This is a genomic window from Pseudomonas sp. NPDC047961 (assembly GCF_050272435.1).
Taxonomy (GTDB): Bacteria; Pseudomonadota; Gammaproteobacteria; order Pseudomonadales; family Pseudomonadaceae; genus Stutzerimonas.
In genome coordinates, this window is the sequence record NZ_JBNNMD010000001.1 from 157023 (window position 1) to 169726 (window position 12704).

Annotated in this window: 11 protein-coding genes; 9 read left to right on the forward strand and 2 right to left on the reverse strand. The window is 59.1% G+C overall.

Going from position 1 to position 12704, the window contains the following annotated elements; translation table 11 throughout:
- Positions 1 to 12 precede the first annotated feature (12 nt).
- From ACQKIK_RS00740 to ACQKIK_RS00760, 5 genes are all read left to right on the forward strand, one after another.
- Positions 13 to 1131 carry a glycosyltransferase family 4 protein gene (locus ACQKIK_RS00740; protein ID WP_499134370.1) on the forward strand — a complete coding sequence of 373 codons (1119 nt, stop codon included), beginning with the start codon at positions 13 to 15 and terminating at the stop codon, positions 1129 to 1131.
- A gap of 145 nt (positions 1132 to 1276) precedes the next feature.
- Positions 1277 to 2494 (forward strand): glycosyltransferase family 4 protein, encoded by a 1218-nt coding sequence (locus ACQKIK_RS00745; RefSeq protein ID WP_463307998.1) that lies wholly within the window; start codon positions 1277 to 1279, stop codon positions 2492 to 2494.
- A gap of 384 nt (positions 2495 to 2878) precedes the next feature.
- Positions 2879 to 3103, forward strand: coding sequence for a hypothetical protein (locus tag ACQKIK_RS00750; protein WP_499134372.1), 225 nt, complete (start codon positions 2879 to 2881; stop codon positions 3101 to 3103).
- A gap of 125 nt (positions 3104 to 3228) precedes the next feature.
- Positions 3229 to 4227, forward strand: coding sequence for a glycosyltransferase (locus ACQKIK_RS00755; RefSeq protein WP_499134373.1), 999 nt, complete (start codon positions 3229 to 3231; stop codon positions 4225 to 4227).
- A 39-nt stretch (positions 4228 to 4266) separates the two neighbouring features.
- Positions 4267 to 5337, forward strand: a complete 1071-nt coding sequence (locus tag ACQKIK_RS00760; protein WP_499134374.1) for an acyltransferase family protein — start codon at positions 4267 to 4269, stop codon at positions 5335 to 5337.
- 20 nt (positions 5338 to 5357) lie between these two features.
- Here the strand turns inward: ACQKIK_RS00760 and ACQKIK_RS00765 are convergent, their stop codons facing one another.
- The gene (locus tag ACQKIK_RS00765) at positions 5358 to 5768 is read right to left on the reverse strand and encodes a response regulator (protein WP_045428331.1); all 411 of its coding nucleotides are present in this window, start codon (positions 5766 to 5768) and stop codon (positions 5358 to 5360) included.
- Positions 5761 to 7239 (reverse strand): ATPase domain-containing protein, encoded by a 1479-nt coding sequence (locus ACQKIK_RS00770; protein ID WP_045428334.1) that lies wholly within the window; start codon positions 7237 to 7239, stop codon positions 5761 to 5763. Before ACQKIK_RS00770 ends, ACQKIK_RS00765 begins: the two co-directional genes overlap by 8 nt.
- A 298-nt stretch (positions 7240 to 7537) precedes the next feature.
- Between ACQKIK_RS00770 and ACQKIK_RS00775 the strand changes: the two genes are divergently transcribed.
- The 4 genes from ACQKIK_RS00775 (at position 7538) to ACQKIK_RS00790 (ending at position 12687) form a co-directional block, all read left to right on the forward strand.
- Complete coding sequence (locus ACQKIK_RS00775; RefSeq protein WP_499134378.1) at positions 7538 to 9142, forward strand: sensor domain-containing diguanylate cyclase; 1605 nt, start codon at positions 7538 to 7540, stop codon at positions 9140 to 9142.
- 133 nt (positions 9143 to 9275) lie between these two features.
- Positions 9276 to 10598 (forward strand): 30S ribosomal protein S12 methylthiotransferase RimO, encoded by a 1323-nt coding sequence (gene rimO, locus ACQKIK_RS00780; protein ID WP_045428339.1) that lies wholly within the window; start codon positions 9276 to 9278, stop codon positions 10596 to 10598.
- 391 nt (positions 10599 to 10989) lie between these two features.
- Positions 10990 to 11796, forward strand: coding sequence for an outer membrane protein OmpK (locus ACQKIK_RS00785; RefSeq protein WP_045428342.1), 807 nt, complete (start codon positions 10990 to 10992; stop codon positions 11794 to 11796).
- Between the two features lie 225 nt (positions 11797 to 12021).
- Positions 12022 to 12687 carry a TetR/AcrR family transcriptional regulator gene (locus ACQKIK_RS00790; RefSeq protein WP_499134380.1) on the forward strand — a complete coding sequence of 222 codons (666 nt, stop codon included), beginning with the start codon at positions 12022 to 12024 and terminating at the stop codon, positions 12685 to 12687.
- Positions 12688 to 12704: the final 17 nt, after the last annotated feature.

A 12704-nucleotide genomic window follows, 5' to 3' on the forward strand; every position in this document is an offset into this window, starting at 1 on the left:
AAGGAACTCAAGATGATCGTGATCAATGCTCGCTTCCTGACCCAGGACATGCGGGGCGTACAGCGGTTCGCTGAACAGATTTCCCTGCAGCTTAAGGACCTGCGCGACGACTTGGTCTTCGTCGCACCCGAAGACATACGCCTGCACGAAAGCGCGGAGCAATTGCAGGTCCGACGTATTGGCCGACACCGAGGGCATGTATGGGAGCAGCTGGACCTCCCGCTGTGGCTGGCACGCAACGGCTACCCCCCCCTGGTCTCGCTGTGCAACACCGCCCCTCTGTTCTATGGCAACCAGATCGCAACGCACCACGACATCACCTACATCAGGCACCCGGAAAGCTATTCCAGGACATTCAGAGCCATGTACCGAAACCTGACCCCGTTATTGCTTCGACGAACCAAAGCATTGATCACCGTCAGCGATTTTTCCAAAAAGGAAATAGCCCGCCATTACGGTTATCCGGCAAGCAGCATATGTGTCGTGCCGAACGCCGTGGACGGGCGTTTCCAACCATTTTGCGCAGAGCAATGCCCACGCGAGGCGGCGCCTTACCTGCTGGCGGTGTCGTCACCCAGTGCACACAAGAATTTCGCCCGTATGGTGGCGGCATTCCTCAGCATGGAAGGTCGGAGTGAAGTCGAGCTACGCATCATTGGCGACTCGAACCGGATCTTCTCGGGCAGCCTTCACGATGTGCCAGGTAGTCGGCGCATTCGCATGCTGGGCAGGCTAACCGATGAGGAACTGGTCGAGGCCTATCAGGGTGCGACTGCCTTCGTGTTTCCTTCGCTGTATGAAGGGTTCGGCATCCCGCCGCTCGAAGCCCAGGCCTGCGGTTGCCCAGTCATCGCTGCGCGCGCCGCATCTATTCCGGAGGTTCTGGGCGACAGCGCACTGTACTTCGACCCCCTGAGCGTCGAGGACATCGCACAGAGCATGCAGCGAATCCTCAACGACGCCGCCTTACGTCAGGACCTGCGGCGACGAGGCAAGGCTAACGTCGCGCGGTATTGCTGGAACACCTCGGCTCGTCAGGTTTCCAGGCTCATCGACAAAGCGTTCACTGGAGCACGAAATACCAATGTTGCGGGCATCCATTCGCTGCCATTCAGCCAGCCAAAGCACTAGCCCGAGGCCCGGTCCGCCACCTGACTGTTCCGACGCACCACCCCGCCCGCCGGTACAGCAGTAAAGCCATCGGCTGCGACTGCGATTCCCGTCACGGCAACTGAGGTGACGGCCGCCACTCCCCAACCTACAAAAGGCCATCGCAATGAAAATCGCCATAATTCATGACTGGCTAGTGACCTACGCCGGTGCCGAGAGGGTGCTTTCCGGACTGCTGGACGTCTGGCCGGAAGCCGACCTGTATTCCGTGATCGACTTCCTCTCTGACGAGGACCGCGCCAACCTCGGCGGCAAGCGCGCCACCACGACCTTCATTCAGCAACTGCCGAAGGCGAAGACGCACTACCAGAAGTATCTGCCGTTGATGCCACTGGCCATCGAGCAGCTGGACATGTCGGGTTATGACCTGGTGATCTCCAGCAGTCACGCCGTCGCCAAGGGCGTATTGACCGGCCCCAACCAACTGCATATCAGCTATGTGCATTCGCCGATTCGCTATGCCTGGGATCTGCAACATCAATACCTGCACGAAGCGAGCCTGGACCATGGCTTCAAGGCCAAGCTGGCACGCATGCTCCTGCACTACATGCGCATGTGGGATCAGCGCACCGCCAGCGGCGTGGATGACTTCGTCGCCAACTCGCACTTCATTGGGCGGCGAATCAATAAGAGCTACCGACGCGAATCCACGGTGATCTACCCGCCGGTCGACACGCGCCAGTTCACGCTCCACGCGGAGAAAGAGGATTACTACCTGACCGCCTCGCGAATGGTGCCTTACAAGCGCATCCCGATGATCGTCGAGGCGTTTTCGCGGATGCCGGACAAGAAGCTGGTCGTGATCGGCAGCGGACCTGAGATGGAAAAGGCCAAGGAGCTCGCCACGTCGAACGTAACGCTGATGGGGTATCAGAGCTTCGCGGTGCTGTTGCACCACATGCAGCGCGCCCGCGCCTTCGTCTTTGCAGCGGAAGAAGACTTCGGCATAGCACCCATCGAAGCTCAGGCATGCGGCACGCCCGTTATCGCCTATGGCAGGGGGGGTGTACTGGAAACCGTACGAGGAATCGACCACCCCGAGCCGACGGGCGTGTTCTATACCGAACAGACGCCGGAGTCACTGATAGCCGCTGTGGGGCAATTCGAGGCGCAAGCGCATCTGATCCTGCCTGAGACTTGCCGCACAAGCGCAGAGCGATTTTCAACCGAACGATTCAGGCAGGAGATTAAGGCGTTCGTTGATACTAAGGTTCGAGAGGTTTCGTTGCTTCAAGGGCAGGACGCGCTGTTGCATCGACCAACGGTAACCCCTCTGAGCGTGGCTCAGATTTACCCGACGGCTGTACCGATGAAGCACGCCTGACCGAGCCCTCATTCCCCATTGCGAGGCTTCAAGGATGAGCACAACCACCGCAACACAACGCATTCAGACCCTATCGGCTTTAAGCCTCGCGCTGCTGATCAGCGGGACGACAAACGCCAGCCACAAATCCGGCTCAGCATACGATGAGCAGCACCTGCACGAGTATGAAAGTGCTGCGCAGGGCACGTCCCACTGTACGGCTGGAAAAAACTCCTACAACCTCGGGCCACGCCAGAGCGTTAGCCCATGCATCGGTGTCAACCACGCCGAAACACCATCTCCTGCCCCGATTCGCTTGGCGAAGCCGCTTTCCGGCAGCCAGTACATCCGCTCAGGCGAAAGCATTCGTTACTCGTTTTAACCCGCGACCTATTTGGAGACGCCATGGACAGTGCAGACCAAACCAAGAAAACGCTGGTGTATGCAGACGGGTATTCCTATACGGAAATATTCCAGGCTCCGGCAATCGCCGGCATGCCCGGTAATAACCCATTGATCAGTGTCTTCCACGCGTTCTTTACCGCAGAGGAGGATAGCCCCTCTTCCGCCGATCAATCGGCCAATGGACCGTATTTAGCAATCAGCAACGCATCCGGCAAGATCGTTTGATTCAGCTGTAGACCACGCTCAACGAGTTCCCGCTATCGCTCCCACCGCATCGCCGCAAGGGCCTTGCCAGATGGAGCCACGCTATCAAGGTAGCGGGCATCCTCAGGATTCACGCCGAGACAACCATGACTTCGAAAACCACTGTGGTTACCGTGACCTACGGCGACCGGCTGCCCTATCTCCAGCAATTGATCGAACGAGCCCTGAGCTTTACCGCCATCAGCGACGTGGTGGTGGTAAGCAACGCGGCGCTGGCACCACTCGATCAGTTGACGGAGCGCTGGCCGAACCAGGTCCGCCTGATCGAGCTGATAGAGAACACCGGTTCGGCCAATGGCTACGCGGTGGGCCTTCAGGCCGCCTTGGCTACGGATGCCGATTACATCTGGATGATGGACGACGACAACGCGCCCACGGCTGCCGCGGTATCGATTCTGCACCGCGAGCTTGCGCGCCTCACTGGCCTGCTCGGCAAGGATCGGGTCGCGGTGCTGGGCTATCGGGCAACGCAACAAGCCGACGTTGCGCAAGGCGTGCCCCCGCGGTACATCCGCCAACCGCGCTCCAGCTACTTCGGTTTTCATATCGCCCAGCTGCCCTACAAACTCTGGCGTCGGCTGCCCTGGGGCAAGCGGCCCAGTAGGCGACCCACGAGCATCAGCCTGCCATTCGCCCCCTACGGCGGCATGCTCGCCCATCGAAGCCTGTATGAACGGATAGGTCTGCCGCTCAAGGAACTGGTCCTCTACGTTGACGATACCGAGTACACCCGGCGTATTACCGCCAGCGGTGGACGACTGTATCTCTTTACCGAAGCCGTGATCGAGGAGCTGGAGCAGTCCTGGAACATCAAGGAGCGCACCAGCAACATCTACGAAACCTTCCTGCTCGGTGAATCCGATTTCCGCGCCTACTACACCGCGCGCAATCAAGCATGGTTCGACAAAAACGTCTGGGCCGCTTCGCCCCGCCTCCATTGGCTCAACCGAGCGGTCTTTCTCACCCTGTTGCGCCTCTTTGCGCGCTTGCGTAACAGCCGGGAGCGCCTGGCGCTTCTCGAGCAGGCCATCCATGACGGCGAGAGCGGTGCATTGGGCATGAACAAGACCTTCCCATTGCGTTGACTCGGTCCACCCGAGTGTGGACTTGATTAGGAGACGCGTGTGGATATCGCATCGGTGCAACGCGACGAAAACAACTTTGACTTCCTACGCTTCTTCGCTGCATCCGCAGTGGTGCTTGGCCATTGTTATTGGCTATCGGGACTGGGCGCTGTCGAACCGGTGCGGCTGTTCACCGGTTCCATGGATACGGCCGACATAGCGGTGAATCTATTCTTCGTCATGAGCGGTTTTCTGATTGCCGCATCTTGGATTCACAGCCGCAGCAGCCTGGACTTCGCCGGCAAACGAGCGCTGCGAATATTTCCGGCGCTGGCGGTATCGACGCTGTTCACGGCTTTCATTGTCGGCCCGCTGGCCACCGAACTGTCGCTGAGCGAGTACCTGCTCAATAGCCAGACCGTCCGCTATCTCACGAATGTGGCGCTGTTCACCCAGTTCCACCTGCCTGGCGTGTTCACCGAAAACCCGTTCCCCGAGACGGTCAATGGATCAGTCTGGACGCTGCCTTATGAAGTGCTGATGTACACGATGTTGTTGTTGCTGGGGCTGCTCAAACTGTTCGGACGAATCGCCGTACTGGCAGTGCCAATCGCGCTTATGTTCATCCATTTCCACTTGGCGCCTAACCTTGGGCTGGAGAGCGACATGCTGCGCAAGGTGACTCGCCTGGGCATGTTTTTCTTTCTCGGATCAGCGCTCTATCTGTATCGCAAGATCCTGCCCTGGAACTGGAAGATCGCGGTCGTGCTGCTTACGCTTTCGCTGATCAGCGCGAGGACCGAGTGGTGGTTCCTCGTTCATGTGCTGACATTGCCCTACCTGACCATTTACCTGGCGCACCTGAGAATTCCGCGACTGTCACGCTTCGGCCGATACGGTGACTTTTCGTATGGCATCTACATTTTCAGTTTCCCAGTACAGCAGCTGTTGGTTCATTGGCTGGACCCGAAGCTTTCGCTGCCAATGTTCATGGCGATCAGCCTGGCAGCGAGCATCGCCATGGCTGCGTTGTCCTGGCATCTGATCGAGTCGCCAGCGTTGCGCCTAAAGCGCTTCCTGCCAAGCAATCGCCCAGGTATCAGCGGTGCGGGCCTAACCCCGGCGCCCTGAGCGCAGCAGCCGGCCGGCCATTAGGGAGCCGGCTCTAAAGGCTTGCCGCCAGTCTCGATGAGATGGCGAATGGTGGTCACCAGCTTCTCAAGCCCGGTGCCCTTGGGCAGAAAATGATCGACCAGATCGTCGACCGGCAACTGCTGAGGCAAGGCAGCACTCATCATCAGAATCGGCACGTCGTCGAACGCCGGGTTCTTGCGTATCGTGCAAACCATCTCGTAGCCATTGAGCTCGGGCATCATATAGTCAGTGATGATCAGCGCCGGTTTTTCCTGCTCAAGCTTGGCCAAGCCCTGCGCGCCATTTGCCGCTTCAACGACTCGGTAGCCCTCGTCCTCGAGAATCATCACCATCAGCTTGCTGAGGCCGAGTTCGTCCTCGACCAGCAACACGAGCGGGTCGAGCTCTTGCGGCTGCTCGTCACGCATCCCGCCCTCCCGTTAGGGTCTGACGGTGGGGCTGCCCCGTCACGACCCCCTCGGTACGCTCCATCCTCCCTCCGAGCTTGAATCCTCCCTCGCCCAGATAGAACTCATATACATAGGGATCGAAGCCGCTTTCACGCATCTTCAAAATGGCTAGAGTACGGTAGAGCCTCGACTCGAGTTCCGCGTACCGCAGCAGAATGATGTTCTCCGCTATCGCCGAGACCGCCGCGAACTGCAGCCCATGTTCGCCACCGACGATCTCGGCCAGCTCGGCGCTAAATACCGTAGTCACGCCCTCGCAACGCAGGATAGCGGTGAGCGTGCTGACAAAACGGCCCAGCCGCTGCTCGTTCACCGCCGCCTGCTTGAACGCGTCGATGCCGTCGATGAACAGCCGTTTGACGCCCCGACGGCGGACCTCCTCGATGATTTCTTCAGCGAGCTGATCTTGTAACAGCTCCGTCGGGGAGTGATGGACCACCTCAACCACGCCGCTGTCGATCATCGCGCCTAGCTCAAGGCCCAGCGCTTTCGCACGACGTCGCAGTCTGTGCGCGTCCTCGTAGAAGCCGAAAATGAGCCCAGGCTCGGCTTCGCTGCTCTCGCAGATGAAGCTCAGTCCCAAGGTGGTCTTGCCCACCCCTGTCGGGCCTACCAGCAAGGTTGTCGAGGAAAAAGGAATGCCGCCCTGAATGATGTCGTCGAGACCGGCGACGCCTGTGCTCAAGCGCTCGTCGCGCATGTTTGCCGACTGTAAATCGCCAGTGACCGCCTCGAGCCGCGGAAACACGCGAAAACCGTCGCTGGTGATCGAGGTCATGTGCCGACCGGAGATGAAGTCGCTGCCGCGGAACTTGCGCACCTGTAAATAGCGGTAGGTGCGGAACTGGTCCTCGTCGCTCCCCAGGTGCAACCAACCATCAACCATAGTGAACTCAGGGCTACCGGAGTCGCGCTTGCTGTTGGTCAGCAACAGAATGGTGCACCCAACCACGTCAGCGTAGATCGACAAGTCGTTGATGAACTCACGGAACGCTCGCTCTGAGGCGGCGTTTTCTTCCAGCGCGAACAGGCCGTCAATCACGATCAGCGAAGCCTGCTGGCGCTTGCCGTTGCGCGTGAGGTAGCGAAGGATGCCTTCCAATCCGTCGGTACGCAGAATGTCGAAAGCACTTTCATAGACCACCGAAGTTCCGGCGAATTGGTTGTCCATGAATCGCATGTTCTGCAAATGACGAAGCAGACGGTGGTGGGTTTCAGCCAGCAAGGTGACATACAGCGAGCGCTCGCCACGAGCCGCCCAGCTGTAACAGATCTGGTTGGCAAGAATGGTCTTTCCCTCGCCAGGCCCACCCTGAACGATATAGACCGCTCGGGGTAGCAGCCCACCTTTGAGGACAGCGTCCAACCCTGGCACGCCGGTCGGAACATGAGTCGGCGCGGTTGGCGAATAGGTAGAGTTGTCGGTCACAGCAGCTTTCCGTTTCGATCAATGAGCGCATGGTAGCAAAGGGACCCCGGACCTAATTACTTGCCGGTGAACATTGGTCACCTGCCGCGCTCGGTTGTTCATGTTCCATACACGGCGCTGATCCGAAATAAGCTAACAGCCTGCTCGCCCAAGCTATGGCCGTGGTACGGTCTCGCGAACTAGACGTTCAAGCCTGTGCAACCAGGCCTATATCCGGCTGATCGCCGGCAGCGCTGGAGACACATCAACAAAACCCCTAACATCACGCCGCTCACCGAGACTGATTACAGCTAGATCTATGCAAACCGTTCGCCTACCCCGTTTGGACTTGCGCCGACTGATCATCCTGTTGGCAATGCTGAGTGGCTTGATCACGCTCGGTATCGGCTTCTACGCCAGCTATAACGTCCAGCGTGACTCGCTGATCGGCAGCACGCTGGCTGCCAACCGCGCTTATGCGGCAAAACTGGCAGACGGGACAGAATTGTTCTTTCATTCTGCCCAGCAGCAATTGGCCGTCAGCGCTGAGAATATTGCCGCCCAGTTTTCTGACAACGATGTACTGCACGAGGAAGCCAGACGGCTTCGGCAGCAGACAGACAGCTTCAATGCCATCGTCGTTGTCAGCGCACAGGGCGAAGTGCTGGCGACCGCTCCGAATACCGGCCTATTGGTTGGGCAGAAACTGAACTCACAGGGTGCTCTCCGAGCCTTGGCTAAGCGCGAGCCGCTGATCAGCAGCCCGTACACGTCGGCAATAGGTAGGTTGGTAATCCTTATTTCGCATCCTATCGTCGCCCGTGACGGTACCTACCTCGGCTACATAGGCGGGGTGATTTCTCTGCGCGAGCGCAACATCCTCCATAGCATGTTGGGCGAGCACTTCTATCAGGACGGCTCCTACCTTTATGCCGTCGACCAGTCACGAAGGCTCCTCTATCACCCGCAGCCGAAACGCCTGGGTACAGTAGTGGCCGAGAACGAAGTCATCGACAGGGTGCTGCAAGGGGAGTCCGGCAGCCTTCGAGTGATCAACAGTCAAGGCGTGGATATGCTGGCTGGCTATGCGGCCTCCCCGGCAGCAGGCTGGGGCATCGTGGCCCAGCGACCAACCGCCGACACGCTGCAGCCGCTCGATGATCTGATGCTAAAAGTCATCCGTGAGACGGCACCGCTCGCCCTGCTGACGCTGCTTTGCATCTGGGGACTGGCGACGTTGATAACGCGACCGCTTTCTCAGCTGGCCCAGCGCGCCAGCGAAATGGATGCCCCAGATAGCGCTGAGCGCATTCAGCGTATCCGCTCCTGGTATTTCGAAGCGGCGCAGCTCAAGCGCGCCATGCAGGTCGGTATTACCTTGCTCCACCAGCGCATCGGCAAGCTCAAGCTGGATGCACAGACCGATCCGCTGACAGGGTTGCACAATCGTCGAGGACTCGCCCTCGCCCTGGATTTGCTGAGCGCTGCAGGCCGACCGGTTGGTGTGATCGCGCTGGACATTGATCACTTCAAGCGAATCAACGACACCTTTGGCCATGATGCAGGCGATGAGGTAATTCGCCACATGGCTCAATTAATGAAGACGTGCTCACGCGACGCCGACATCCTCTGTCGCAGCGGTGGCGAAGAATTTCTGATGCTGTTGCCCGATGCCGATATCGAGTCCGCCACGCGGGTAGCTGAGCGGCTGCGCGGTAGCGTCGAGCAGGAACGAATCCCCGTGGTCGAACACATCACTATTTCATTGGGAATCGCGGTCTGGCCCGTGCATGCGCAGGCTATTGAGCGTGCCCTCAAGCTGGCCGATGCTGCGCTGTACCGGGCCAAGCAAAACGGTCGGAATCGCTCCGAGATCGCTGAACCGGACAAATTCTCGCCGCAAGAGTCCGAACCGGGCACCTGACCTCTGCGAGCATCCACTGCTCGGTGCTCACAGCGTTCTGGTCTCGCCGGGCGACGGCAGACATGGCTAAAAAATGCCCAGCTCTATATACTCGCGCGCCTTTTTCATGCGCGGTTTTCGAGGTTCAAAGTCGATGAGCAAAACGCCAACAGTCGGGTTCGTCAGCCTGGGTTGCCCCAAGGCAACGGTCGACTCTGAACGCATCCTCACCCAGCTGCGCATGGAGGGTTACCAGATCGTGCCGTCCTACGAGGACGCCGACGTGGTGGTGGTCAACACCTGCGGCTTCATTGACAGCGCCAAGGCCGAGTCGCTGGATGCCATCGGTGAAGCCATCGCCGAGAACGGCAAGGTGATCGTCACCGGCTGCATGGGCGTTGCTGAAGACAATATCCGTAGCGTGCACCCCAGCGTGCTGGCGGTAACCGGCCCACAGCAGTACGAGCAGGTGATTAACGCCGTACACCAAGTGGTGCCGCCGAACATCGATCACGATCCCTTCGTCGATCTGGTGCCGCCGCAGGGCATCAAGCTGACCCCGCGTCACTATGCCTACCTGAAGATTTCTGAAGGCTGCAACCACACCTGCAGCTTCTGCATCATCCCCTCCATGCGCGGCAAGCTGGTCAGCCGTCCGGTGGGCGACGTGCTCAGCGAGGCCGAGCGCCTGGTCAAAGCCGGCGTGAAGGAGATCCTGGTGATCTCCCAGGACACCAGCGCCTATGGTGTTGACGTCAAGTACAAGACCGATTTCTGGAATGGCCAGCCGGTCAAGACGCGCATGCTCGAGCTGTGCCAGGCGCTGTCGAGCATGGGCGTGTGGGTGCGACTGCACTACGTGTATCCCTACCCGAACGTCGACGACGTGATCCCGCTGATGGCTGCGGGCAAGATCCTGCCGTACCTGGACATTCCCTTCCAGCACGCCAGTCCGAAGGTGCTCAAGGCCATGAAGCGCCCAGCCTTCGAAGACAAGACCCTGGCCCGGATCAAGAAGTGGCGTGAAATCTGCCCAGAGCTGACCATCCGCTCCACCTTCATCGTGGGCTTTCCCGGCGAGACCGAAGAGGACTTCCAGTACTTGCTCGACTGGCTGACCGAAGCCCAGCTCGACCGTGTTGGCTGCTTCCAGTACTCGCCGGTCGAGGGCGCGCCCGCTGAAGCGATGGACCTTGAAGCCGTACCGGACGACGTCAAGCAGGACCGCTGGGACCGTTTCATGGCCCATCAGCAAGCCATCAGCGCGGCGCGCCTGGAACGCAAGATCGGACAAGAACTGGACGTGCTGATCGACGAGGTGGACGAGGACGGCGCCATCGGTCGCTCATGGGCCGACGCCCCTGAAATTGACGGCATGGTCTACATCGACAGCGAGCGTCCACTTCAGGCGGGCGAAAAGGTCCGCGTCCGCGTGACCAACGCCGACGAATACGATCTCTGGGCCGAAGTGATCTGATCATTACCGCGCGAAACGTGAAGCCCCGTACCCGCGGGGCTTTTTTGTGTTCAGCAACGCGCCACCGTCCCGACACTTCTAGATGGCCCTAACGACAGGTTCAACATGCAGCCCGTCAATGAATACCAGCTCGCCCGAGCCGGGCGGATGGCGAAAGGCTTGCATCGAGATGAAGCATTGTCCGTTCGGTCAGGTTCTTTCTGGGGCAGGAAGATAACCCGCGAGCGCACGATGCCGGAATCGCCGCTAACCGATAACTACAACCTATTGAAAAATAACAAATAAGCCGAAAATACGGGCAGCCCATAGCATTTGGCTCAAGACTTGCTATGTCAGATTCATCTGACCGTTCGGCCAAGAAAAAGCACACATAACGCAACAGGAGCGCCACATGAAATCCATACTGACCACTGCCGCACTCGCAAGCAGCATGATGCTCGCTGGCCAGGCAATCGCCGCACCGATGCTCTGGCAAAACAACAGCCTGACCTATCTGTACGGGAACGATTTCAAGGTCGACCCCGATACCCAGCACACCCTGACCTTTGAACATGCCAGTGGCTGGACCTATGGCGACGTGTTCCTGTTCGTCGACTACAAGTGGAATGAAAGCCAGGACGACAGCGAGGCCGCACGCACCTACTACGGCGAGTTCAGCCCGCGTCTGTCGCTCGGCAAGACCACCGGAATGGATTTCTCGTACGGCCCGATCAAGGATGTGCTGGTGGCCTTCACCTACGAGCGCGGCGAGAACGAAGTGCAGAACTACCTGCTCGGCCCCGCCGTTGATCTAGCAGTCCCGGGCTTCGACCGTCTGGCCATCAACACCTATTACCGCAAGCCTGACGGCATTCGTAACAAGGCCTCCGGCCAGTGGCAGATCACCCCGACTTGGGCCATCACCATTCCCGTCGGCAGCTCGGACATTCTCATCGATGGCTATATCGACTGGGTGGTCAATGACGCCGGGAATGAAGGCTCGGACGACTTCCAATCGAAGAACCTGCACATCAACCCGCAGGTTAAATACGACCTCGGCAAGGCCGTGTACCAGAAGGCCGGTCAGCTCTATGTCGGTATCGAATATGACTACTGGTCGAACAAGTACGGCATCAAAGATGGCGGCTTCGTCAGCGAAAACTTTGTCGGCCCGACCGACCAGAGCGCCTGGAACGCCATCGTGAAGGTGCATTTCTAATATGCACAGCCGCTCGTTCCACGGGCGGCATGCCGCCTTGAACGGTCTTGTTCACCAGCAGCGGCGCCCAAACGGTGCCGCTGTTGTGCTTTCTCGACCCCCGCTTCAGTTCGGCGTGGGTACACGACCCGTCCGAAGGTCTGTAGCCACCTTCTCCGTAGCCCGCGTAGGCTAGCATTCGATAGCGCATCGGGCCTGATGCCGCCGACACAGGGAAAGGACCTTATGACTACTTTCGACGCTTTGCTGCCGCAGACGCCCACCGATGGTAAACGCACCGGACGGATTCGTCAGAAGAACGAGGAGCTGATCCTTTCAGCCGCAGCCGAAGAATTCGCCCGCCACGGCTACAAGGGCACCAGCATGAATGCGATTGCGCTTCGCGCCGGGCTGCCGAAGGCCAACCTGCATTACTACTTCACCAACAAACTCGGCCTCTATGTCGAAGTGATGCGCCATATCCTCGAGCTCTGGGATAGCGCATTCGATCATCTGACCGTGGAAGACGACCCAGCCATTGCGCTGGCGGACTACATCCGCACCAAGATGGAGTTCTCTCGCAAACAGCCACAGGCCTCGAAAATCTTTGCCATGGAAGTCATCAGCGGTTGCGAATGCCTGTCCGCACACTTCAACGAGGATTATCGCGAGTGGTTTCGCGGTCGCGCCGCCGTACTGCAGGGCTGGAGCGATGCCGGCAAGATGGACCCGATCGACCCCATGCATCTGATCTTCCTGATCTGGAGCAGCACTCAGCACTACGCTGATTTCTCCGACCAGATACGGCGCATCACTGGCCAGCGCCGCATCACCAAGGACGATTTCGAACGTGGCACCGAGACGCTGATCAGGGTGATTCTCAAAGGCTGTGGCCTGACGCCGCCCCCCTGATCCCAGCGCCATTCCGC